Genomic DNA, 21,853 nt, shown 5'->3' on the forward strand with positions numbered 1-21,853 from the left:
CACCGCCCCCACGACCACGCCCGACACCTCGGAGGCACCCGGTGAGCACGGACGACGGCACGGCGCCCCCGCGCGCCGCCCGCGCCGTGCGCGGTCGGGAGGACGTGGTCCTCGCCCGCCTGCAGACGCTGGCCACCGCTCTGGACGACGAGCCGGACCCGGCGTTCCGCACCGCCACGCGGGAGCGGCTGGTGGCCATGGCTGCGGTGCGCACCCCGGAACCGGCGGCCCGGCGGGGTGCGTGGCGGCGGCTGTCCCTGCTCCGGCACGAGGTCCGGACGGCGGCCTGGCGGACCCGGCTCACCGCCGGCCTGACCGGGGCGGCCCTGACCGTGACGGCGCTCGGCACGCTCGTGGCCCTCGCCACCGATGCCCGGCCGGGCGACGTCCTCTACGGCCTCAAGCGCGGGACCGAGCAGACCCAGCTCGCCCTGGCCGGTGACGACCGCGGGGCCACGCTGCTGGAGTTCGCGGGCACCCGGCTCGACGAGCTGGCCGCGCTGACCGACCGCAGTCCGGCCGTCGTCGTCGACGTCCTGGACACCATGGACGCCCAGACCGTCGAGGGCGCGTCGCTGCTCGCCACCCGGGCGGTGTCCGCCGCCGACGCCGCGCCCGCCGACCAGCTGGCCGACTGGGCGGCCCGGCAGGACGCGGAGCTCGCCGCCCTGCGGCCGGCCGTCCCCGGCGGCGCCGCCGCTGCCACCGGGAACTCGCTCGAGCTGCTCGCCGAGGTGACCCGGCGCGCGGCCGACCTGCGGACCGCAGTCGCCTGCCCGGGGGGACCGGCCACCCGGGGCAGCGACGAGCTGGGCCCCGTGCCCGTCGCCTGCCCGGAGGCGGCGCCGCCGTCCGGCGTCGACGAGGACGGCACCGGCGCACCGGGCAGCCCGGCCCCGGAGAGCGCGGCGGTCCCCGGGACCGCGCCGTCCTCCCCGACGGCCCCGGCTCCGGCTCCGCCCGCGCAGGGAGCGCCGCCGGCGACCGGTTCGCCGACGTCCCCAGCCCCCGGATCGGCTCCCGGCACCGGGACCGCGCCGGCACCTGACCGGGGCGGGGCGACGCCGTCCACACCGCCGGGGCCACCGGCCTCGACGCCCGCGCCGCTGCCGCTCCCCCTGCCCCTCCCGCCGCGCGGCGGCCCGCCGGGCAGCTCGTCCCCGCCCGCACCGGTTCCGCCGCTGATCGACACGCCGCTCCCGGTCTGCATCCCCCTGCTGGTGTGCTGAGCCCGCGTCCCGGCGGCACCGCGGGCTGCCACTAGGGTCACAGACCAGTCACGAACCGCCGTCGTCCCGCCGCGGGCCGCGCGGCGGCGCAGGGTCGACAGGGAGGTCGTCGTGCCGGGACTGCCGTTCCGCGGGCGCCGCGGACGCCGCTCCGCGGACCTGCCCGACGAGGGGACGCGCGCCTCCGTCGCCGGTGCCGCCTCCGCCGCAGCGGCCGAGGTCGAGCCCGCGCCCGCCGTCGTCCCCGACCTCGCCGCGGCCGCCTTCTTCGACGTGGACAACACGATGATGATGGGCGCGTCGCTGTTCTGGTTCGCCCGCGGACTGGCTGCCCGCAAGTACTTCCGCGCCCGCGACCTCGCGCTGTTCGTCTGGCAGCAGGCCAAGTTCCGGGTGGCCGGCAACGAGAGCGCCGACGACATGCTCACCATCCGGGAGAACGCGCTGGCGTTCGTCGCCGGCCGGCCGGTGGCCGAGATCGTCGAGGTGAGCGAGGAGATCTACGACGAGCTGATGGCCGAGCGCATCTGGGCGGGCACCCGGGTGCTCGCCCAGCGCCACCTCGACGCCGGGCAGCGGGTGTGGCTGGTCACCGCGACCCCCGTCGAGCTGGCCCGCATCATCGCCCACCGGCTCGGGCTGACCGGGGCCCTGGGCACCGTCGCGGAGGTGGTCGACGGGCACTACACCGGGCGGCTGGTCGGCGAGATGATGCACGGGGAGGCGAAGGCCGAGGCGGTGCGCGCCCTGGCCGAGCGGGAGGGGCTGGACCTCTCCCGGTGCACCGCCTACAGCGACAGCTCGAACGACCTGCCGATGCTGACCCTCACCGGCACCGCGGTGGCGGTGAACCCGGACACCGAGCTGCGCGCCGTCGCGCGGTCCCGCGGCTGGGAGGTCAAGGACTTCCGCACCGGCCGCAAGGCGGCCAAGATCGGCGTGCCCACGGTGGCTGCCGCCGCGGTCTCCGGTGGCGTCGTCGGCGGGGCGCTGGCCCTCCGCCGCCGCCGGCTCGAGTGACGTCCTCGCCCGGCCTCGTCAGGGGCGCGCCGAGCGAGGCGTGGGGGGACGAGGGTCTTCTCTCAGCCCCAGACGGACGAGCGCTTGAGCAGCAGCTGGTAGAGCGACTGCTGGATCGTCTCGCGGACCTGGTCGGTCAGGTTGAACACCAGCATCGGGTCCTCGGCCGCGGCCGGGCCGTAGGACGCCGTCTCGATCGGCTCCCCGAACGCGATCAGCCACTTCGACGGCAGCGGCACCAGTCCCAGCGGCCCGAGCGCGGGGAACGTCGGCGTCACGGGGAAGTAGGGCAGGCCGAGCAACCGGGCCAGGGTCTTGGCGTTGTGCAGCAGGGGATAGATCTCCTCGGCGCCCACGATCGCGCAGGGCACGATCGGCACACCGGTCCGCAGAGCCGCTGTGACGAAACCTCCCCGGCCGAACCGCTGCAGGGTGTACCGCTCGCGGAACGGCTTGCCGACGCCCTTGAACCCCTCGGGGAAGACGCCGACCAGCTCACCGTCGGTCAGGAGCCGCTCGGCGTCCTCGTTGCACGCGAGGGTCGACCCGAGCTTGCGGGACAGCGACCCGACCACGGGCAGGTCGAACACGAGGTCGGCACCGAGCAGCCGCAGCCGCCGCCGGGCCGGGTGGTCGTCGTGCAGCGCCACGGTCGCCATGAGCGCGTCGACCGGCACCGTGCCCGAGTGGTTGGCCACGACCAGCGCGCCGCCGACGTCGGGCACGTTCTCGGCGCCGTGCGTCTCCACCCGGAACCACCGGTTGAACAGCGGCCGCAGCAGGGGCAGCAGCACGTGGTCGGTGAGGTCGGGGTCGAAGCCGAACTCGTCCGTCTCGTAGTCACCGGTCAGCCGGCGGCGGAGGAACTCCAGGCCACCGGTGAGCTGGTCCTCCCAGGAGGGGGACGACGGCGGCGGCGGGTGCTGCTCGTCGTCGTCGGGCCGCAGCGGGATCACGCGGGCCTCAGGCATCCCGCACCGCCCGCAGACCCGGGGGCGCCGGGGCCGGTCGGAGCCGCTGTCCCACCGAGCCGGCCGCCGATCCCAGCCCCTGCACGAGGTGCGAGGCGCGCGACGTGGCGCGCCGGACCAGGTCGGGGGAGATCACCGGGGGCACCGTACGCGCGTAGTCAGCCAGCGCCTGCGCGGTGGTGTGGCGCGGGGTGTAGCCGAACTCCTCACGCAGGACGGTCGTGTCCACGACCCGGCCGAAGTTGAGGAAGCGCATCTGCTCCGGGGAGTAGTCGACGAAGCCCAGGCGGCGGGTCAGCCGGCTCACCGAGCCCAGCGCCGGGCTGGGCAGCGGCACCTGCAACCGCCCCAGCCGGCGGAGGACCTGCGACAGCAGCAGCGTGCCCTCGCCGCCGACGTTCACCGTGCCGTTGCAGTCCCCTGTGGTCGCCCGGGTCAGCACGGCCAGGGCGTCGTCCTCGTGCAGCAACTGCACCCGCGCGTCGTACCCCAGCGCCGTGGGCACCACCGGCATGCGCAGGAAGTGCGTCAGCAGCGAGTCGATGCGCGGGCCGATGAAGTTGGTGAACCGCAGGGCCGCGACCCCGACGTCGGGCCGGCGGCGGGCGAAGGACCGGACGTAGCCCTCGATGTCCACGCTGTCCTTGGCGAACCCGCCGGACGGGACCCGCCGGGCCTGCATCGCCTCGGTGAAGACGGCGGGATCGCGCGAGGAGGCGCCGTAGACGGCGCTGGTCGACTTCAGCACGAACCGGCGGACCGCGGGCGCGCGCTGACAGGCGGCGAGGAGCTGCATCGTCCCGATGACGTTGAGCTCCTTCATCGGCCCCCGGCCACCGGAGCCGGCGGGCGTGGAGCTGATGTTCATGTGGACGACGGTGTCGACCGAGGCCGTGGTGATGACCTTGCCGATCAGCGGGTTGCGGATGTCGGCCCGGACGAACTCGGTGCGGCCGAGCCGGCGCAGCATCTCCGGCGACGGGGGGACGGTGTCCACCCCGATGACCCGCTCGATCGAGCGGTCCTGAGCGAGCTCGGCCGCCAGCGCACCGCCGAGCCACCGGCTCACGCCGGTGACCAGCACGACCGCAGGCGGCACGAGCGTCAGCTCACTTCTTGTTGCGTCGCTGGACGCGGGTCTTCTTGAGCAGCTTGCGGTGCTTCTTCTTCGCCATCCGCTTGCGGCGCTTCTTGATGACCGAACCCATGTCCCAGTGCTCCCGACGTCGTCGCTGCGCGGCGTCCACCGGTGACCGGGAGGTCATGCCGGACGCCACGCGAGGTGATCAGCTCGTGTGCGACGGCCCGGACCGCAGGGTCCCGGCGTCGCTCGGCGTCCGAGCGTACCCGGCGCCCCCGCGGCGACGCTGCCACGGGAAGGCGACCGGCTGGTGCAGCTCCCCGCACGGGGTGGTCCCCCTGCCGCGCCGCACGAGAGGTGACGAGGACGGGCGACCGTCGTGCAGGGACCCGCCGCGAGCTCGCGAGCGGTGGGGGTAGCGAGGTCCTCGTTCAGGCGATGTCGGTGTAGGCGTCGCGCAGGTAGTCCTGGACGGCGCGCTCGGGGACCCGGAAGGACCGGCCGACGCGGACGGCGGAGAGGTCGCCGGCGTGCACGAGGCGGTACACGGTCATCTTCGAGACGCGCATCATGCTGGCGACCTCGGCGACCGTCAGGAAGGTGACGGCGGCGCGGGGCTGGGGCACGGGCGGGCGACCCACCGGCATGGCGGCCGGATGGGCCGGGCCGATCGGGCGGGCCATGCTGGCGGCCGAGATCGGGCGGGGCATCTGACGCGGGCCGGGGACGCCCGGGCGGGCGTAGGCGGCGGCGGTGGCGGTGCGCTGGGGCATGGTCATGTCTTCATCTCCGGACCTAGCACGCGTCGGGCGCCGGCTTCCCCACCGACTACGGGACACGCACGTGCTGATACAGAGAGTAGGGGGAAGGGTGTGACAGAAGCGATGGAAGAAACGAACATGCGGACCGGTCCGTCCTGGGCAGAACTACACCTATGTGGCTCTGTCGACATGTGCCCTGGCGCGTCCTCGACGACACGTCCTCGTCCAATCACGCAGCGTCGACATGTCGGCCCGCTCCCGCGGTAGGTTCAGCGGTCCCCTGAGCCCCGGCCCAGCTCCACCGAGCGGGCGTGCGCGGCCTCGATGGCGGCGATCAGTGCCGCGCGGACGCCGTGCCGCTCGAGTTCCCGGATCGCGGCGATCGTCGTCCCGCCGGGGCTGGTGACGGCCTCGCGCAACTGGACCGGGTGCTCTCCCGAGTCGCGGAGCATCACCGCGGACCCCAGGGCGGTCTGCACGATCAGGTCCGCGGCCAGCGCGCGCGGCAGCCCGAGCAGGATGCCGGCGTCGATCATCGCCTCGACCAGGAAGAAGAAGTACGCCGGGCCGCTGCCCGACAGCGCGGTCACGGCGTCCTGCTGGCCCTCCGGCACCCGGCGCACCCGGCCCACCGCGGCCAGCAGCGCCTCGGCCTCGTCCAGGTGGGACTCGTCGGCGTGCGCCCCGGCCGAGAGCACGCTCATGCCCTCGTCCACCAGCGCCGGGGTGTTGGGCATGACCCGCACGACCGGCACGCCCGCGGGCAGCGCCGCCTCGAGGGTGGACGTCGGGACGCCGGCGGCCACCGACACCACCAGGTGCCCGGCGTCGACCGTGTCCGCCAGCAGCCCGAGCAGGGTGCCGATGTCCTGGGGCTTGACCGCGAGCAGGAGCACGCGGGCGCGCGCGGCCGCCTCGGCCAGCCCGAGCACCGGCACGCCGTACCGGGCGGTCAGTTCCGCCCCCCGCTCCGGGCTCCGCTCGCAGACGACGATCCCGTCGGGCCCCCCGCGCCGCACCAGCCCGGAGAGCAGGGCCTCCCCGATCTTGCCGCCGCCGATGATCGCCAGCCCTCGGCGCCCTTCCCCCGCGGCGGTCACGACCGGCCCGCGAGCCGGCGCAGCACGGCGGCCGGGGCGCCCTCCCCGGACGGCACGGCCACACGCACCCCGTGCCCGCCGGCGACCAGCCGGCGCTGCTGCTCGGTGCTGACTCTCCACGGCATGACGTACTCCCAGCTCTCGGGTGCTCGCTCGTTCCAGGCGGCGCGCTCGCCGGCGATGGCGACCAGCCGCGGGTCGGTGGTGCCGATCGCGGGCTGGCCGGCCCCGGCCATCAGCACGTCCAGGCAGCGCACGAAGGCGAGGTCGGCCGCCGCTCCGCGCCCGCCGGTCAGCCGGACCCGCCCCCCGGCCAGCGCACGACAGCGGTCCTCCGCATCGGGCCGGTGCGCCGGCATGACCACGGTGGCCGAGGGCAGCCGCTCCGCCAGCGCACGGACGGCGGCGGACTGCCCGGCCAGGGCGACACGCAGCCCGGCCTCGGCCGCGGCGCGCGCGACCGGGGCCGCTGCGGCGCCCAGCCGGTCCACCGGCACCGTCAGCTCGCACCGCGCGGCGAGCCCGGCGCCGGCCACCCGGCCGGCCAGCTCGACCAGCTCCGCGGCGGGGTCGGAGGCGCCGGGCACGTGCTCCAGCGCGACGGTGAGGCCGGTGGCGGTCAGCTCGCCGGCCACCCGGACGGCGTCGTCGACCCGCGGTCCGGCCCCGGCGAGGACGCCGGCCGGCCGGCCGAGCAGGCGGCGCAGCGGGGTGGGGTTCAGCGCGCGCACGCTGCGAACCGTAGTGCCGCCGGGTGTGCCGCTCGCGGGGCCGGGGTAGCCGCCGCCGCATGGCCGACGAGCTGAACGGGATGAAGGTGGCGGTCCTCGCGACCGACGGTGTCGAGCAGGTCGAGCTGGACCGGCCCTGGCAGGCCCTGGAGGAGGCCGGCGCCGAGCCCGAGCTGGTGTCCCTGGAGGCGGGGGAGATCACCGCGTACGACCACATCGACAAGGCCGACACCAAGAAGGTGGACGCCGTCGTCAGTTCCGCCGACCCCGACCGCTACGCCGCGCTCCTCCTCCCGGGTGGCGTCATCAACGGCGACTTCATCCGCGCCGACGCCGACGCGGTGGCCTTCGTGACGGCGTTCTTCGAGGCCGGCAAGCCGGTGGCCGCGATCTGCCACGCGCCGTGGGTGCTGGTCGAGGCCGACGTCGTCCGCGGCCGGCGGATGACCTCCTGGCCCTCGCTGCAGACCGACCTGCGCAACGCCGGGGCGACGTGGGTGGACGAGGAGGTCGTCGTCGACGGCACCCTGGTGACCAGCCGTCAGCCCGACGACCTCGACGCGTTCTCCGCCGCCATGGTCGAGCAGTTCGCCGCCGGCCCCGCGGAGGAGGACGACGAGTAGGAGGACCCCGTCCTCCCCGCCCTCCGCACGCGCGGGGCGGGACCCGGGACACGGCCCCTCTGCGGGGGGCCGTGTCCTCTCTCAGCCGCCGGCGAGCAGGCCCGCGGCCGGGGCGATGGTGAGCAGCGTGCCGGCGAAGACGAGGACGGCGGTCAGCCGGGCGCCGATGTGCTCCTTGTCCTGCCGCTGCCGCCAGGCCCCGACCCCGGCCACCAGCGCGGCGACCGCCACGGGGGCCAGCAGGACGGCGAGGTAGGGCAGCAGCTCCCAGAGCACGGTGAACAGGAAGTAGATGCCGACGCCCGCGGCCAGGGCGACGACGAGTTCGCCGGCGAAGCGGAGCCAGGCGAGCGCCCCCTCCTGGGCGCCGAGCGCCTCGTCCTCGAGGAGGGGTGTGTCGGCGTCGGCCCGGACGACCGGGATCGGGCCGGTCGAGGGGCCCGCGTCCGACGTCCTCGCGCGGCCGGTGCCGGCCCGGACGGCGCCGGTGTCGGCGGCACCGGCGAGCACGCCCGTGGTCGACGTCGCGCCCGGGACGCCGGGCTTCCGGGAGGGCCGCAGCCCCGGGATGGCCGCGGTCGAGGGCTCGGGCCGGCCGCGCCGACGGTCGGGGGACGGCGCGGGAGGGGCGAGGTCCCCGGTCCGGTCGGCCGCCCGCCGGCCCGAGGGGAGCCCGGCCCGGCCGGTGTCGGACATCCGCCCGCCGTCCGCGCCGCGACGCCGGATGCCGGTGTCGCCGGTCTCCCCGACGTCACCCCGCTGGCGGATGGGGGCGTCACCCGTCTCGCCCGGGCGGCGGCGGCGCCCGCGCGCCGGCGACTCGACCCCGGCCTCGCGCAGGATGTCGGCCAGCGGACGGCCCCCGGTGTCCGGGTCCCGCCGGACGCTGTCGCGGTCCCTCGCGGAGCTGGTCATCCCTGTCCTCCCAGCCAGTCCAGTCGGCGCAGGATGACGCCCTCCCTCAGTGCCCACGGGCAGATCCGGACGGACGGTACGTCGAGGGCCCGCATCGCGGCCTGCGCCACGACGGCACCGGCGGGCACCTGGTGGGCGCGGTCGGGCGACACGCCGCGCAGCTCGGCCAGCGCCGAGGACTCGATGCGTGACACGAACCCGATCAGCTGGCCGAGGCCGTCGAGGGTGAGGTGCCGCGGCACCTGCAGCCCGGCGGAGTACGGGGCGGCACCGGTCAGCCGGGCCAGGGTGCGGAAGGTCTTGCTCGTGGCTGCGACGAGGTCCGGCGGACCGTCGGCGAGCAGCTTCTTCGCCGCCGGCCGCAGCAGGTCCGTGGCGTACGCGTCGAGTTCGTGGAGGGCGGCGAGGTCCGGCCGACCGCCCGAGTGCGCCTCCGGCAGGAAGCGGCGGGTCATCCGCCCGGCCCCCAGCGGCAGCGACAGCGCGACGTCGGGGTCCTCGTCGTACCCGCTGGCCAGTTCCAGCGAGCCGCCGCCGATGTCGAGGACCAGCAGCCGCCCGGCGCTCCAGCCGTACCACCGGCGGACGGCCAGGAAGGTCAGCCGGGCCTCGTCCTCGCCGGTGGTCACCTGGAGCTCGACGCCGGTCTGCTCGGCGACCCGTGCCAGCACGTCGAGGCCGTTGTCCGCGTCGCGGATGGCCGAGGTGACCAGCGCCAACACCTCGTCGCACTTCTGCCGCTCGGCCTGCTCGCACGCCTTGCGGACGGCCTTGACCAGCGCCTTCTCGCCCTCCTTGGACAGCACGTTGTCCGCCCCGACGTGCTCGGCCAGGCGCAGCACCGAGCGGTCGTCGTGCATCGGGGTGGGGTGCGCACCGGTGTGGGCGTCGACCACGAGGAGGTGCACGGTGTTCGATCCGACGTCCAGAACCCCGAGCCGCATGGGTCCAGTCTGCCGGTCCGGCTCGGGGCGGGCTGATCCGGCCGGTGGCCGAGCCCGGCGAGACGGTCGCGGTGGCGGCCACCGGGCCCCGGGGCCCGCGCCGGGCGGCCACCTACGCTCGGCCGGTGCCCGACGCCCCACCTCCCGAGGTGCAGCCGGACTTCGCCCGCGAGTGGGTGGAGTTCCCCGACCCCGCTGATCCGGCGCACGTGGTCCGCGCCGACCTGACCTGGCTGGCGTCGGCCTGGACCTGCGTGTTCGGGCGGGGCTGCGCCGGGGTGGTCGAGGGTCGACCCGACGACGGCTGCTGCAGCCACGGCGCCTTCTTCACCGACGCCGACGACCTGGCGCGGGTCACCGCGGCGGTGGCCGACCTGGACGACGAGGACTGGCAGCTGGCCGCGGTCGGCCGGCGGAGCTGGACCGAGGAGGACCTGGCGGACGAGGAGGGATCCTCCGACGGCGCGGACCCGGTGCGCTCGCTGCGCACGCGGCTGGTCGACGGCGCATGCGTGTTCCTCAACCGGCCCGGGTTCCCCGGCGGCGCCGGCTGCGCGCTGCACCGCATGGCCGTGCGCGAGCAGCTGCACCCGCTGCTCACCAAGCCCGACGTGTGCTGGCAGCTGCCGGTGCGCCGTGAGCAGGAGCGCGTCGAGCGACCCGACGGCAGCACGGTGCTGGTCTCCACGATCGGCGAGTTCGACCGGCGCGCCTGGGGCCCCGGCGGTGCCGACCTGCACTGGTGGTGCACCGGCTCCCCCGCGGCACACGTGGCCGTCGAGCCGCTGGTCTCGACCTACGCCGCGGAGCTGACGGCCCTCCTCGGCGTCCCGGCGTACACCGAACTGCGTCGCCTGACCGAGGCCCGGCTGGACCTCGGCCTGGTCGCCCCGCACCCCGCGAGCCCGGCCCCGCAGCCCCTCGTCCTGCACCGCCGACGGCCCGGGCCGACTCCCCCGACAGGGGTGCAGTCGCACTGACCCGGGGCCGCCCGCCACTACCCTTCCCAGGACGGGGCGGACGAGCGGACGGCGAGGACTGTGACCGAGGACCACGCGGCGGCGGGCCCACCCCGGACCGGGGAGCGGTCGGGCGCTGACGCGCGTCCCGACAACGCCTTCCTCGCCCTCGTGCGCATCCCCGTCTTCCGCCGGCTGTGGGCAGCGATCACCGTCTCGAGCCTCGGTGACTGGCTCGGCCTGCTGGCCACCACCGCGATGGCCCAGCAGCTGACCCGCGACGAGTCGCTCGCGGTCCAGGGAGCGGCGATCTCCGGGGTCATCCTCACCCGGCTGCTGCCCGACCTGGTGCTGGGCCCGCTGGCCGGGGCGCTCGCCGACCGGCTGGACCGGCGCACCACCGTGATCATCGGCGAGCTGCTGGCCTTCTCCCTGTACCTGTCGATCGCGGTCAGCTACGAGCTGACCTGGCTCTACGTCGCCCAGTTCCTCGTCGAGGCGGTCGGGCTGTTCACCAACCCGGCCAAGCAGGCGATGTGGGTGGCGATCGTGCCCCGCGAGCGGCTGGCAGTGGCCAACCAGGTGTCCCTGTTCTCGGTCTACGGCGCGGTCCCGATCGCCGCCCTGCTGTTCGCGCTGCTGTCGACGGTGAGCCGGGTGTTCCCCGGCTCCGAGGGCAGCGAGGCGCAGGCGGCGATCGTCGTCGCGCTGGTGTTCAACGCCTGCACCTTCCTGGTCAGCTCGGCCACCGTGCTGCTGTCCCGCTCCCTCATCCCCGGCACACCGGCCGACCGGGACGGCGCCCAGCGCAACGTCTTCTCCCTCGTCGTCGAGGGCGTGGCGTTCCTGCGGGGACAGCCGCTGATGCGGGCGCTCTACGTCGGCGTCATCGGTGCCTTCGGTGCCGGGGGCCTCACCATCGGCGTCGCCCAGCTCTACGTCGCCACCCTGCAGGCGGGCACCGCCGGCTACGGCGTGGTCTTCGGCGTCGTGTTCACCGGCCTGGCGATCGGCATGCTGGTCGGGCCCCGCATCCTCCCCACGGTGCCCCGGCGCAGCGTCTTCTCGCACGCGATCGGACTGGCCGGACTGGCGCTGCTGGCCATGTCGGTGCTGCGGGACTTCGTGCTGGCCACCGGCGCCGCCTTCCTCGTCGGCCTGTTCGCCGGGGTCAGCTGGATCATCGGCTACACGCTGATCGGCTTCGAGGTCGAGGACCGGCTGCGTGGCCGGGTGTTCGCGTTCGTCATCTCCTCGGTGCGCATCGTGCTGCTGCTCGCCGTGGCGGTCGGTCCGGGCCTGGCCGGCCTGCTGGGCACCCACGACCTCCGCCTGGGCAACCTGGTGCTGACCCTCACGGGGCCGGGGCTGACCCTGCTGATCGGTGGGCTGCTCGCGCTGGTGGTGAGCGCCTACGCCACCCGCCAGGTCGCTCCCGGCCGGTCCCGGACCCGGTTCCGGGACATGCTGCGACTGCTGTGGGGCAGCTCGGACATCCTGTCGGCGTCGGCCAGCGGCGTGGGGCTGTTCATCGTCGTGGAGGGTGCCGACCGCGACCTCACCCGCCGGTACACCGCCGACCTCGCCCAGGTGCTGCGCGAGTGCGGCTGCCCGGTGGAGGTGACCTCCGAGCCGAGCGACACCCACCTGGGCCGGCAGGTCCGCAGCGTGCTGTTCCCGCCGTCGCCCGGCACGGGCACCGGCTACCCCGCCCCGGAGGAGCTCGCGCTCGACGACGACGGGCGTCCGGTGGGCGCGTACACCGCCGCGCTGCTGGCCGCGGCCGACCGCGCCCAGCACGTGGCGACGGTGATCCGCCCGGCGCTGGAGCGCAACCAGGTGGTCCTCAACACCCACTACGTGGACACGTCGATCGCCTTCCACGGCGCCGGCCAGGGGCTCGACGCCGACCGCATCTTCCGGACGTCGCTGTGGGCGACCCGCGGGCTGCTCCCCGACCTCACCGTCGTCGTGGACTCGCCGGTCACCGCCGCACCCGCCGGCGCGGACGGCTCGGCGGTGCGCCGCGCGTTCCTGGCCCAGGCCGAGGCCGCGCCCGACCGCTACGTCGTCGTCCCGGGAGAGCTGTTGGAGGCGGGCGCGGTCGAGGGTGGCACCGGGCTGGTCTCCCCCGCCGTCCGCCGGCGGGTGACCACCCTGCTCGCCCTCCGCTACCCGGCCGCCGCCGAGGGCGCGGTGCACCCGTCGAGCCCGCCGGCCGACCCGCCGGTGGCCGCCACCTCGGCCGGTCCGACGGGTCGGGGCGACCGCTCCGTAGGCTGACCGGGTGAGCGCTCCCGCGGTGTGGACCGCCGAGGACACCGAGGACGTGCGCTGCTGCCTGTGCGGCATCCCCGGCACGCTCGTGCACGACGTCTCCCCGTTCGGCGTGGTGCGCTGTCCGCGGTGCGACCTCGTCTTCATCAGTCCCCGGCTGCGGCCCGAGGCCCTTCAGCGGCTCTACGACGACGCCGGCTACTTCGAGGGCGGGGTCTACGGCAGCGCGGTGTCCTCCGCCGACGAGGGCGGCACGGCGTCGGCCGCCGGTGGGCGGTTCTCCCCGGCGATGGTGCTGCAGAAGACCTGGACCGCCGGCCGGTTGCGGCTGATCGAGCAGACCCTGGGCGGCGCGCCCACGGGCGGGCGGCTGCTGGAGGTCGGCTCCGGATACGGCCTCTTCCTCGCCGCGGCCCGGGACGCGGGCTGGACGACGTCGGGCGTGGAGCTCTCCCGCACCGGCGCGGGGCACGCCCAGGGAACGCTCGGGCTCGACGTCTTCTGCGGCCAGCTAGAGGACGCCCCTCTGCGCCCGGGCTTCGACGTGGTGGTGGCCTGGGACACCGTCGAGCACGTGCCCGACCCCCTGGCGTTCTGGCGGACGGTGCGGTCGCTGGTGGCCGACGACGGCGTCGTGCTGTTCTCGACGCCCTACGTCTCGTCGCTGCCGGCTCGACTGCTGGGCACCCGCTGGTGGACGCTCAAGCCGACCGAGCACATCTGGCACTTCACCCCGCGCACCCACGCGCTGGTGGCGGCCCGCGCCGGTCTGGCGCTGACCCGGGTCATCCGCAGCCCCCTGGCACCGGCCAACGCCGGCCGGCTGGACTCCCTGGTCGGCATCGCCCGGCCCATCCCCCAGTCCTCCTGACAGCGGACCGGCTGCCCCCACCACCCGCGGCTCGAGGCCGGACGCCGCGGGAGTCGCGCAGGCGCTACGCGGCCTGGTCGTCGTCCCCCTCGCTCGCGGCGGCCCGGAACGTCTGCCGGTAGGCGCGGGGGGAGACACCGCGCCGGCGGGCGAACTGCTCCCGCAAGCCCGCGGCGGTGCCGAAGCCGACCAGCCGGGCGATCTCCTCGACCGGCGCATCGCTGTTCTCCAGCAGCGCCTCAGCGGCCGACAACCGCTGGCCGAGCAGCCAGGCGTGCGGCGTCGTCCCGGTGGTCGCCTTGAACCGGCGGGCGAAGCTGCGCGGGCTCATCAGCGCCCGCCGCGCGAGCGCGTCGACGCTGATGTCCTCGGCCAGGTGCGCCGAGGCCCACTCCAGCACGGCGCCGAGCAGGTCGTCCTCGCACGCGGGCACCGGCGCGTCGATGAACTGGGCCTGGCCGCCGTCCCGGTGCGGCGGGACGACCATCTCCCGGGCCAGCGCGTTCGCCGCCGCGGCGCCCCACTCGCGGCGCACCACGTGCAGCAGCGTGTCCACGCCCGCGGCGGTGCCGGCCCCGGTGATGATCTGGCCGTTGTCGACGTAGAGCACCATCGGGTCGACGTGCACCGCGGGGTAGCGCGCGGCCAGCTCACCGGCGTACTTCCAGTGCGTGGTGGCGCGCTGGCCGTCGAGCAGCCCGGCGGCGGCCAGCACGAAGGCACCGGTGCACTGGCTGACGATCAGCGCACCGTTCGCGTGCGCGGCGCGGAAGGCGTCGAGCAGCTGCGGCGTGGGCACGCGGCTGAACAGCTCCCACGCGGTGATCGCGACGATGTCGGAGGTGGCCAGCCGCTCGAGGCCGTGCTCGACGGTGATCGAGATCCCGGTGTCGGTGCGGACGACGCCCGGCTGCTCGGTGACCAGCCCGAAGTCGAACGCCGGCAGGCCCATGTCACGGCGGTCGTAGCCGAAGACCTCGGCCGCCACCCCCAGCCCGAAACTGCCCACCAGCCCGTCGGCCACCACGGTGCTGACGACGAGAGGACGCCCGATCGCGGTCATGCCACCATCATGGCAGGAAATCGGCGATCTGGGTCACATCTGCCACTCGTCCGGCGGCCGGGCCGCGAGCACGCTCCTCCCATGCTGCTCATCACCTGCCCCGTCACCCGGTCCGACGAGCTGGTCGCCGACCGGCGCATCCGCTCCGTGGTGAACCACCCGACGCACATCGCCCTGCACGTGGAGTGCCCGTGCGGCGCCGTGCACGTCTACCGCACCGGTCGCCGGTGGGACGCCGTCCGCGGGCAGCGGGCCGCGAGCGCGGCCGCGCCGGCTCGCGCTGCGCGGGAGCTCGCACCCGCCTAGCATCGAACACATGAGCGAATCGAACAGCACCGACCGCAGCGCCGAGAAGGACCCGTCGGACTGGGTCACCGGCGACGAGCCCGCCACCGGGGCCCAGAAGAGCTACCTGAGCACCCTCGCCCGCGAGGCCGGCGAAGAGGTCCCCGAGGACATCAGCAAGGCCGATGCCTCGATCAAGATCGACGAGCTCCAGGAAGAGACCGGCCGGGGCGCCTGACGAAGGGACCCGTCCTCCTCACCACTCGCGTGCTGGCGGCGAGCCCCTGGACGGGGGCCGCCCCGGCGGCGGCTACACCTCGAACTTGTAGCCGAGCCCGCGCACCGTCACCAGGTACTTCGGGTTGGCCGGGTCGGGCTCGAGCTTGGCCCGGAGCCGCTTCACGTGGACGTCGAGGGTCTTGGTGTCGCCGACGTAGTCCGAGCCCCACACCCGGTCGATGAGCTGCACCCGGGTGAGCACGCGCCCGGCGTTGCGCAGCAGCAGCTCGAGCAGGTCGAACTCCTTGAGCGGCAGCGCCACCGGCTCCCCGTCGACCGCGACGACGTGCCGCTCGACGTCCATCCGGACCGGCCCCGCCTCCAGGGTCGCCTCGGCGGCCGGCTCCCCCGCGTCCCCGCGGCGGCGCAGCACGGCCCGGATCCGGGCGACCAGCTCGCGGGCGGAGTAGGGCTTGGTGACGTAGTCGTCGGCACCGAGCTCCAGCCCGACCACCTTGTCGACCTCGGCGTCCTTGGCGGTCAGCATGATGATCGGCACGCTGCTGCGGGCCCGGAGCGAGCGGCAGACCTCGGTCCCGGGCAGTCCCGGCAGCATCAGGTCGAGCAGCACGATGTCGGCACCGCCCCGGTCGAACTCGGCCAGCGCGTCCGGGCCCGAGGCCGCGACGACGGCGTCGTAGCCCTCCCTGCGCAGCATGTACGACAGCGCGTCGGAGAAGGACTCCTCGTCCTCCACCACCAGCACTCGGGTCATGACCGTCCCTTCGGGGCGTCGGGGGTGGTGACGGCGTCACCGCTCCGGGTGGCGTCGCCGGCGACGGCGTCACCGGTCGGCGCGGCGGAGACGCCGTCACCGGCGTCGTCGGGTGTGGGGTCCGCCGCGGCACGGGCGGCCAGCGGGATCCGCAGGGTGAACGTGGAGCCGAGGCCCTCCTCGCTCCACACGGTGACCGATCCGCCGTGGTTGCTGGCCACGTGCTTGACGATCGCCAGCCCCAGGCCGGTGCCGCCGGTGCTGCTGGCCCGTGACTGGTCCACCCGGTAGAAGCGTTCGAAGACCCGTCCGCGGTCCTGTCGGGGGATGCCGATCCCGCTGTCGGTGACGGCGATCTCGGCGAAGCCGGACCGGGCCCGCGCGCCGACGGCGATCCGGGTGCCCTCCGGGCTGTACGCGACGGCGTTGGCGAGCAGGTTGGTCACCGCGGTCGCCAGCTGCGACTCCACGCCCCGGACCACCAGGCCGTGCTGCCCGCCGGAGGCGATCGAGATGCCCTTGGCGTGCGCCGCCAGCCCGGTGCGGTCGACCGCCTCGGCGATGACCCGGTCCACCCCGAGGGGCACCAGGTCGGGCAGTGGCTCGCCACCCTGCAGGCGGGACAGGTCGATGAGCTCGCGGACCAGCCGGGCCAGGCGGTCGGCCTCGTGCGACATCCGGTTCGCGAAGCGCCGGACGGTCTCGGGGTCGTCCGCGGCGTCCTCGACGGCCTCGGCGAGCAGGGCCAGGGCCCCGACGGGGGTCTTGAGCTCGTGTCCGACGTTGGCCACGAAGTCGCGACGGACCGCCTCGACGCGGCGGGCCTCGGTGACGTCCTGCAGCACCAGCGCCACCGGTCCGGGACCCGACGTCGGGCCGCTCTGCAGCGCGATCCCGTGCACGCCGACCTGCCGCGGTCCGGCGCCGACGAGAGAGCCGGGCAGGGCGACGTCCGCGCGCCGCCGTCCGCCGCCGCGGACCGCCCGGGCGACGTCGAGCAGCTCGGGGACCAGCAGCCGGGTGTCGCGGACGATGCCGAGGGCCCGCGCGGGCGGGTTGGCGATCAGGACGACGTCGTCGCTGTCGAGCAGCACCACGGCCGGGTCCATGAGGTCGAGCAGGCGCCGCGCGAGGTGCGCCTCGGGCTGGACCGGTCCCGGCGGCGGGGGCGCGCCGTCCGGGTGCGCGCGGTGGTAGCGCAGCAGGACGGTGGCGACCAGGACGCCACCGACGACCAGGCCCACCACGAGGGCGACCGTGGGGCTCACACTGCCGATGCTAGGCCGGGCCCGGCGGCGGTCATCCCCCCTTCGGGTGGCGGGCGCGGCTCGTACCAGGACTGTTCACGTTCCCGTGCCCCGTCGTTCACCCATCACGCAGGAGGCCGCCGCACGGCGGACCTACCCTGAGGACAGGACAGCACCGGGGGCCGAGGAGACAGGCGTCCCGGTCGCGGCTGCCACGGTCGGACCGGCCGGTGACGAGGAGGACGACGGTGCGTCAGCACTACCACGAGGAACTCGACGACATCAACAACTGCCTGGTCGAGATGGCCAACTCGGTGGGCTCCGCGATGAGCAAGGCGACGACCGCGCTGCTCGACGCCGACATCTCCCTCGCCGACCTGGTCATCGCGGGTGACGAGCGCATCGACGCCACGCGGGAGAGCATCGAGCAGCGCTGCTTCACCCTGCTGGCCCGCCAGGCACCGGTGGCCACCGACCTGCGCACCATCACCGCGGCCATGCGCATCATCAGCGACCTCGAGCGCATGGGCGACCTCGCCGTGCACGTGGCCAAGCTGGCGCGGATGCGGTTCCCGGAGCACGCCGTCCCGCAGGAGCTCCGGCCGATCTTCCTCGAGGCCGGGCACGTGGCGGAGAGCCTGGTCAGCCAGACCGCGACGGTGATCGCGAAGCTCGACGTGGACGCGGCCGTCGCCCTGGAGGCCGACGACGACCTCATGGACCAGCTGCACCGCCAGCTGTTCAGCGAGCTGCTGTCCAAGGAGTGGCCGCACGGCATGGAGGCGGCGATCGACATCACCCTGCTCGGGCGGTACTACGAGCGCTTCGCCGACCACGCGGTCAGCGTCGCGCGGCGGGTGGTCTTCCTCGTCACCGGCGAGCGGGAGATGCACGCCAGCGTCGGCTGACCCGGCGGACGGCCCCTCTGCAGGGTCCCGCCCCGAGCTGGCGAGGGGTGGGACCCTGCAGAGGGGTCCTTCAGTTCTTGCCCTGGTTCCTGACCGCCTCGATCGCCGCGGCGGCGGCCTCGGGGTCGAGGTACTCACCGCCCGCCTTGAGCGGCCGCAGGTCGTCGTCGAGGTCGTAGCGCAGGGGCACGCCGGTCGGGATGTTCAGGCCGACGACCTCCTCGTCCCCCATGCCGTCGAGGTGCTTCACCAGCGCGCGCAGGCTGTTGCCGTGCGCCGCGACCAGGACCGTCTGCCCGCTGCGGAGGTCCGGCACGATCGCGTCGTACCAGTAGGGCAGCATCCGGACGACGACGTCCGCGAGGCACTCGGTCGCCGGGCGCGCCTCGGGCGGCAGGAACGAGTAGCGCGCGTCGCCGTCCTGGGAGTACTCGCTGCCGGGCTCCATCGGCGGCGGCGGGGTGTCGTAGGACCGGCGCCAGGTCATGAACTGCTCCTCGCCGTACTCGGCGAGGGTGGCGGCCTTGTCCTTGCCCTGGAGCGCGCCGTAGTGCCGCTCGTTGAGCCGCCAGGAGCGCCGCACCGGGATCCACTGCCGGTCGGCCTCGGCCAGGGCCAACTCGGCCGTGCCGATCGCCCGCTTGAGCAGCGAGGTGTGCAGGACGTCGGGCAGCAGTTCCTGCTCGGCCAGCAGCTGCCCGCCGCGGGCGGCCTCGGCGCGGCCCTTCTCGGACAGCGGCACGTCCACCCATCCGGTGAACAGGTTGGCCTTGTTCCACTCGCTCTCGCCGTGGCGGAGCAGCACCAGCGTTCCGGTGGGGGTCCTCGTCACCCGGCTCATCCTGCCCGACGGGCCGGCGCCGGGCTCATCCGGTGAGCACCGGCCAGAACAGCCACAGCTCGAAGGCCGCCGGTGGCGCCAGGCCGGCGAACAGCCACGGGCTGCGCACCGGCCGGGCCACGCCCCACCGCAGGGCGGCGACGAGGGCGACGCTGCACGTGACGGCGACGAGCAGCCAGACCACGACCGCGGCCACGTCGACGACGACGAGCTGGGCGAACAACAGCTGGACGGCGCACAGCAGCAGCGGGTACACCAGCGCCGAGGCCACCACCACGCCGACGAGCACCCGGACGAAGCGCTGCTGCGCGGGACCGTCCTGCATCGGCGTCACGCTAATCGTCGTGGGCAGCCGATCGCCGGGCCCGCCGCCTCAACGCGGCCGCCAGCACACCGGTGGTGTGGTGGGCCGACACCCGCGGCTCACGGTGCAGCCGCCTCGATGGCCGCGACGACGGCCTCCGGGGTGAGCGGCAGATCACGGACCCGGACACCCACCGCGGCGGCCACCGCATTAGCGAGGGCGGCGGCAGTGGGTCCCTGGGCGGCCTCGCCGGCCCCGACGGACGGTCGATCGGGACGGTCGATGACGTGCACCGAGACCGGCGGGACCTCGCTGAACCGCAGGATCGGGTAGCTCTCCCAGTCGTCGCTGGTCACCCTGCTGCGGTCGAACCGCACCCGTTCCTTGAGCGTCCAGCTGGTGGCCTGGACCGCGCCGCCCTCGATCTGCATGCGCACGCCGTCGGGGTTGACCACCCGACCGACGTCGACGGCGAGCGTGAGGCGTCGCACCCGGATGTCGGTGCGGGCCTCGACCTCGGCGACCACCGCGCAGTACGCCCCGCGGTCCTTGTACCGGGCCAGGCCGATTCCGCGGGCCACCCCGTCAGGGCTGGGATCCCCCCAGTCGGCGGCCTCCGCCGCGGTGGTGAGCACCGCCCGGGCACGCTCGTCGGGGAGGTGCCGGAGGCGGTGCTCCAGCGGATCCGCGCCGACGGCCGCCGCGAGCTCGTCCATGAACGACTCGATGGCGAAGACGTTGTGATGGGCGCCCAGTGCCCTCAGTGCCGATGACCGGATGGGCGAGTCCAGCAGCCGGTGACCGGTGATCCGGCGTCCGGGGAGGTCGTAGACCGGGACGGCGTTGCGCACCGTCCCCCCGCCCGTGCGGGTCGGGGGGTCCGCCGCCGCGGGCAGGGGCGGCGCGCCGGCGAGGTGGGCTCCCGCGAGCAACCCCGGCACGCCCGCGTAGCCGGGCCGGGAGTTGTGGCCCTGACTCCAGACGTCGAAGGACCAGGAGACGACGGAACCCGACGCACCCAGGCCCGCCTCGACGTCGACCACCATCGCCGGACCGAACGGCGCCCAAGCGAGCTCGTCGCGTCGGCTCCACTGCACCTGCACCGGCCGGCCCGGCGTGCCCCTGGCCAGCAGGACCGCGTCGAAGGCAGCGTCGTCCGCCGCGTTGTGCCCGTAGCACCCGGCGTTCTCGACGTGCTGCACGGTCACCGTGGTCGACGGCAGGTCCAGCGCCCGGGCCACCGCGTCGCGCAAGCGGTGGACCCCCTGGGTGTGGCTCCAGATCGACACCGAGCCGTCGGGCTCCCACCGCGCTACCCCGCAGCTCGGTGCGATGGAGGCGTGCGCCAGGAAGGGGCGGGTGTAGCGCGCCCGGAGCGTGCGGACGGCCGGCATCCGGGGTCCCTCGTCCGCGACCACGGGGATCGCCTCGTGCGGTCCCCCGGTCAGGAAGGTCGCGAGGTCGTCCTCGTCCGGCAGCCGGTCGTGCTCGGCCCAGGTGGCAGCGCGCCGGAGCCGCTCCGCGGCCGACACGACGACGGCCTCGTCGGCACCGACGACGCCGAGGAACGAGCCGTCCCGGACCACGTCGACGGCGACGCTGCCGACGACCTCGGCGTCCACCGTGATCAGCCGGGCCCCCGGGGACGGCGGGCGGACGACCCGGCCGAACAACTGTCCCGGGAGACGCAGGTCGGCGATGTAGCGAGCGGCTCCGCTGACCTTGTCCGGCAGATCCAGGCGGGCGGCACTGCTGCCCACCAGCCGGTAGGTGCGCGGGTCCTTGGGCGTCACGTCGGCTCGGGCCGGGGTCCGCAGGTCGACGGCGGCGGCCAGAGCCCCGAAGGTGGTGCACCGGTCGCCGGCAACGGTGCAGAGGTGGCCGTCGACGACCGTCACCTCCTCCGGGAGGACGAGCCAGCGACGGGCTGCGGCTGCGACGAACAGCGCCCGGACGTTCGCACACACGACCCGGAGCGCCGAGCCAGCATCGGCCACGGACGTGCTGCCGGCCGTCAGTCCCTCGTCCGGCCCGGTGCCGGTGTTCGCCGGCAGCATGCGCAGCTGCGACACCGGGACGTCGAGCTCCTCGGCCGCCACCTGGGCGAGCGCCGTCACGATGCCCTGGCCCAGCTCCACCTTGCCCACGCGGATCTCGATCGCCCCGTCGTCGCCCACCCCCACCCACGTCGCGAGCGAGGGGTTCACGACGACGTCCCGCGGGAGTGCGGCACCGGCGACCACCGGACCGCCGTGGACGCTCACGGTTCGCGGCGTGCGGCCGCCACGACGGCCGCGACGATCCGGCGCTGCGCCCCGCATCGGCACAGGTTGCGGTCGAGCGCCGCGGCCACGGTGGCGGCGTCCGGAGACGGCTGCTCGTCCAGGAGGGCCGCGGCGCGGACGACGATCCCGGAGATGCAGAAGCCGCACTGCGCCGCCTGGCCGTCCAGGATGGCCTGCTGCACGCGGTGCAGCGCACCGTCCGCGGACAGGCCCTCCACGGTGCGCACCGTGCGACCCTGCGCGGCCCGGAGAGGGGTGTCGCAGGACGGCACGACTGCGCCGTCCAACTGCACGAAGCAGGCACCGCACAGGCCCATCCCGCACCCGAACCGACTGCCCATCAGGCCGAGCTGGTTGCGCAGGACCGACAGCAGCGGGGTGGCCGGGTCCGCGGTCACCTCGACGACCCCACCGTTCACCGTGAGCCTGACCCGCTCGGTCACC

General features: G+C 75.0%; 24 protein-coding genes. 9 read left to right on the plus strand and 15 right to left on the minus strand.

The annotated features are described in order from the left end of the window. The first annotated feature begins 41 nt into the window (after window positions 1-41). Window positions 42-1,229 carry a DUF5667 domain-containing protein gene (locus GCU56_RS10105; RefSeq protein WP_163481582.1) on the plus strand — a complete coding sequence of 396 codons (1,188 nt, stop codon included), beginning with the start codon at window positions 42-44 and terminating at the stop codon, window positions 1,227-1,229. Between the two features lie 111 nt (window positions 1,230-1,340). Then, window positions 1,341-2,249: an HAD-IB family hydrolase gene (locus GCU56_RS10110; protein WP_163481583.1), complete on the plus strand. Its 909-nt coding sequence runs from the start codon at window positions 1,341-1,343 to the stop codon at window positions 2,247-2,249. A gap of 62 nt (window positions 2,250-2,311) precedes the next feature. Here GCU56_RS10110 and GCU56_RS10115 read toward each other — a convergent pair whose 3' ends face one another. The 6 genes from GCU56_RS10115 to GCU56_RS10140 all read right to left on the minus strand — a co-directional run bounded on the left by GCU56_RS10115 (window position 2,312) and on the right by GCU56_RS10140 (window position 6,893). After that, the gene (locus GCU56_RS10115; RefSeq protein ID WP_163481584.1) at window positions 2,312-3,220 is read right to left on the minus strand and encodes a lysophospholipid acyltransferase family protein; all 909 of its coding nucleotides are present in this window, start codon (window positions 3,218-3,220) and stop codon (window positions 2,312-2,314) included. Further along, window positions 3,213-4,319 carry an NAD-dependent epimerase/dehydratase family protein gene (locus GCU56_RS10120; RefSeq protein WP_163481585.1) on the minus strand — a complete coding sequence of 369 codons (1,107 nt, stop codon included), beginning with the start codon at window positions 4,317-4,319 and terminating at the stop codon, window positions 3,213-3,215. Before GCU56_RS10120 ends, GCU56_RS10115 begins: the two co-directional genes overlap by 8 nt. A gap of 10 nt (window positions 4,320-4,329) precedes the next feature. Then, on the minus strand, window positions 4,330-4,485 hold the full coding sequence (locus GCU56_RS25855) for a 30S ribosomal protein bS22 (protein ID WP_440588739.1): 156 nt from the start codon (window positions 4,483-4,485) through the stop codon (window positions 4,330-4,332). Between the two features lie 247 nt (window positions 4,486-4,732). Beyond that, window positions 4,733-5,080, minus strand: coding sequence for a helix-turn-helix domain-containing protein (locus tag GCU56_RS25860; protein ID WP_239522013.1), 348 nt, complete (start codon window positions 5,078-5,080; stop codon window positions 4,733-4,735). A gap of 251 nt (window positions 5,081-5,331) precedes the next feature. Continuing rightward, window positions 5,332-6,162 carry a pyrroline-5-carboxylate reductase gene (proC, locus tag GCU56_RS10135; RefSeq protein WP_163481586.1) on the minus strand — a complete coding sequence of 277 codons (831 nt, stop codon included), beginning with the start codon at window positions 6,160-6,162 and terminating at the stop codon, window positions 5,332-5,334. Next, window positions 6,159-6,893 carry a hypothetical protein gene (locus GCU56_RS10140; RefSeq protein WP_163481587.1) on the minus strand — a complete coding sequence of 245 codons (735 nt, stop codon included), beginning with the start codon at window positions 6,891-6,893 and terminating at the stop codon, window positions 6,159-6,161. Before GCU56_RS10140 ends, proC begins: the two co-directional genes overlap by 4 nt. A gap of 59 nt (window positions 6,894-6,952) precedes the next feature. Here GCU56_RS10140 and GCU56_RS10145 point away from each other — a divergent pair, with 59 nt between their 5' ends. Beyond that, the gene (locus tag GCU56_RS10145; RefSeq protein ID WP_163481588.1) at window positions 6,953-7,516 is read left to right on the plus strand and encodes a type 1 glutamine amidotransferase domain-containing protein; all 564 of its coding nucleotides are present in this window, start codon (window positions 6,953-6,955) and stop codon (window positions 7,514-7,516) included. 81 nt (window positions 7,517-7,597) lie between these two features. On the opposite strand, the gene GCU56_RS10150 is transcribed toward GCU56_RS10145, so the two are convergent. Beyond that, on the minus strand, window positions 7,598-8,431 hold the full coding sequence (locus GCU56_RS10150; RefSeq protein ID WP_163481589.1) for a hypothetical protein: 834 nt from the start codon (window positions 8,429-8,431) through the stop codon (window positions 7,598-7,600). Next, window positions 8,428-9,375 (minus strand): Ppx/GppA phosphatase family protein, encoded by a 948-nt coding sequence (locus GCU56_RS10155; protein ID WP_163481590.1) that lies wholly within the window; start codon window positions 9,373-9,375, stop codon window positions 8,428-8,430. Before GCU56_RS10155 ends, GCU56_RS10150 begins: the two co-directional genes overlap by 4 nt. 125 nt (window positions 9,376-9,500) lie before the next feature. On the opposite strand from GCU56_RS10155, the gene GCU56_RS10160 reads away from it, so the two are divergent. Genes GCU56_RS10160 through GCU56_RS10170 form a run of 3 tightly spaced genes read left to right on the plus strand, consistent with a single transcriptional unit; the run spans window position 9,501 to window position 13,482 of the window. Further along, window positions 9,501-10,355 carry a hypothetical protein gene (locus GCU56_RS10160; RefSeq protein ID WP_163481591.1) on the plus strand — a complete coding sequence of 285 codons (855 nt, stop codon included), beginning with the start codon at window positions 9,501-9,503 and terminating at the stop codon, window positions 10,353-10,355. Window positions 10,356-10,415: 60 nt separating this feature from the next. Next, window positions 10,416-12,617 carry an MFS transporter gene (locus GCU56_RS25160; protein WP_163481592.1) on the plus strand — a complete coding sequence of 734 codons (2,202 nt, stop codon included), beginning with the start codon at window positions 10,416-10,418 and terminating at the stop codon, window positions 12,615-12,617. Window positions 12,618-12,621: 4 nt separating this feature from the next. After that, window positions 12,622-13,482, plus strand: coding sequence for a methyltransferase domain-containing protein (locus GCU56_RS10170; RefSeq protein WP_163481593.1), 861 nt, complete (start codon window positions 12,622-12,624; stop codon window positions 13,480-13,482). 64 nt (window positions 13,483-13,546) lie between these two features. On the opposite strand, the gene GCU56_RS10175 is transcribed toward GCU56_RS10170, so the two are convergent. Continuing rightward, window positions 13,547-14,545, minus strand: a complete 999-nt coding sequence (locus GCU56_RS10175) for a helix-turn-helix domain-containing protein (protein ID WP_163481594.1) — start codon at window positions 14,543-14,545, stop codon at window positions 13,547-13,549. Between the two features lie 81 nt (window positions 14,546-14,626). Here GCU56_RS10175 and GCU56_RS10180 point away from each other — a divergent pair, with 81 nt between their 5' ends. Together GCU56_RS10180 and GCU56_RS10185 are read left to right on the plus strand one after the other, a co-directional pair. Then, entirely contained in the window at window positions 14,627-14,851 is a 225-nt protein-coding gene (locus GCU56_RS10180) for a hypothetical protein (RefSeq protein ID WP_163481595.1), read from the plus strand. 10 nt (window positions 14,852-14,861) lie between these two features. Further along, entirely contained in the window at window positions 14,862-15,068 is a 207-nt protein-coding gene (locus GCU56_RS10185) for a DUF3072 domain-containing protein (protein WP_163481596.1), read from the plus strand. A gap of 72 nt (window positions 15,069-15,140) precedes the next feature. Here GCU56_RS10185 and GCU56_RS10190 read toward each other — a convergent pair whose 3' ends face one another. Together GCU56_RS10190 and GCU56_RS10195 are read right to left on the minus strand one after the other, a co-directional pair. Beyond that, the gene (locus tag GCU56_RS10190) at window positions 15,141-15,824 is read right to left on the minus strand and encodes a response regulator transcription factor (protein ID WP_163481597.1); all 684 of its coding nucleotides are present in this window, start codon (window positions 15,822-15,824) and stop codon (window positions 15,141-15,143) included. Beyond that, a complete protein-coding gene (locus tag GCU56_RS10195; RefSeq protein ID WP_163481598.1) occupies window positions 15,821-17,092 on the minus strand; it encodes an ATP-binding protein in 1,272 nt (423 codons plus the stop codon). The genes GCU56_RS10190 and GCU56_RS10195 overlap by 4 nt, the downstream gene beginning before the upstream one ends. A 227-nt stretch (window positions 17,093-17,319) precedes the next feature. On the opposite strand from GCU56_RS10195, the gene phoU reads away from it, so the two are divergent. Then, on the plus strand, window positions 17,320-17,979 hold the full coding sequence (phoU, locus tag GCU56_RS10200; protein WP_163481599.1) for a phosphate signaling complex protein PhoU: 660 nt from the start codon (window positions 17,320-17,322) through the stop codon (window positions 17,977-17,979). 70 nt (window positions 17,980-18,049) lie between these two features. Here phoU and GCU56_RS10205 read toward each other — a convergent pair whose 3' ends face one another. The 4 genes from GCU56_RS10205 to GCU56_RS10220 form a co-directional block, all read right to left on the minus strand. Next, window positions 18,050-18,811, minus strand: coding sequence for a phosphoglyceromutase (locus GCU56_RS10205; RefSeq protein ID WP_440588740.1), 762 nt, complete (start codon window positions 18,809-18,811; stop codon window positions 18,050-18,052). A 34-nt stretch (window positions 18,812-18,845) separates the two neighbouring features. Further along, window positions 18,846-19,145, minus strand: coding sequence for a hypothetical protein (locus GCU56_RS10210; RefSeq protein WP_163481601.1), 300 nt, complete (start codon window positions 19,143-19,145; stop codon window positions 18,846-18,848). A 98-nt stretch (window positions 19,146-19,243) separates the two neighbouring features. After that, entirely contained in the window at window positions 19,244-21,388 is a 2,145-nt protein-coding gene (locus GCU56_RS10215; RefSeq protein ID WP_204331768.1) for a molybdopterin cofactor-binding domain-containing protein, read from the minus strand. Continuing rightward, complete coding sequence (locus GCU56_RS10220) at window positions 21,385-21,852, minus strand: 2Fe-2S iron-sulfur cluster-binding protein (RefSeq protein WP_163481603.1); 468 nt, start codon at window positions 21,850-21,852, stop codon at window positions 21,385-21,387. Before GCU56_RS10220 ends, GCU56_RS10215 begins: the two co-directional genes overlap by 4 nt. Between the last annotated feature and the right edge of the window lies 1 nt (window position 21,853).

The organism is Geodermatophilus sabuli, assembly GCF_010686765.1.
GTDB lineage: Bacteria > Actinomycetota > Actinomycetes > Mycobacteriales > Geodermatophilaceae > Geodermatophilus > Geodermatophilus sabuli_A.

Coding starts and splice junctions, on each gene's coding strand:
- GCU56_RS10115 (WP_163481584.1), bottom strand. CDS start 3,220: ATGCCTGAGGCCCGCGTGATCCCGCTGCGGCCCGACGACGACGAGCAG.
- GCU56_RS25855 (WP_440588739.1), bottom strand. CDS start 4,485: ATGACCTCCCGGTCACCGGTGGACGCCGCGCAGCGACGACGTCGGGAG.
- GCU56_RS25860 (WP_239522013.1), bottom strand. CDS start 5,080: ATGACCATGCCCCAGCGCACCGCCACCGCCGCCGCCTACGCCCGCCCG.
- GCU56_RS10145 (WP_163481588.1), top strand. CDS start 6,953: ATGGCCGACGAGCTGAACGGGATGAAGGTGGCGGTCCTCGCGACCGAC.
- GCU56_RS10150 (WP_163481589.1), bottom strand. CDS start 8,431: ATGACCAGCTCCGCGAGGGACCGCGACAGCGTCCGGCGGGACCCGGAC.
- GCU56_RS10155 (WP_163481590.1), bottom strand. CDS start 9,375: ATGCGGCTCGGGGTTCTGGACGTCGGATCGAACACCGTGCACCTCCTC.
- GCU56_RS10175 (WP_163481594.1), bottom strand. CDS start 14,545: ATGACCGCGATCGGGCGTCCTCTCGTCGTCAGCACCGTGGTGGCCGAC.
- GCU56_RS10180 (WP_163481595.1), top strand. CDS start 14,627: ATGCTGCTCATCACCTGCCCCGTCACCCGGTCCGACGAGCTGGTCGCC.
- GCU56_RS10185 (WP_163481596.1), top strand. CDS start 14,862: ATGAGCGAATCGAACAGCACCGACCGCAGCGCCGAGAAGGACCCGTCG.
- GCU56_RS10190 (WP_163481597.1), bottom strand. CDS start 15,824: ATGACCCGAGTGCTGGTGGTGGAGGACGAGGAGTCCTTCTCCGACGCG.
- GCU56_RS10210 (WP_163481601.1), bottom strand. CDS start 19,145: ATGCAGGACGGTCCCGCGCAGCAGCGCTTCGTCCGGGTGCTCGTCGGC.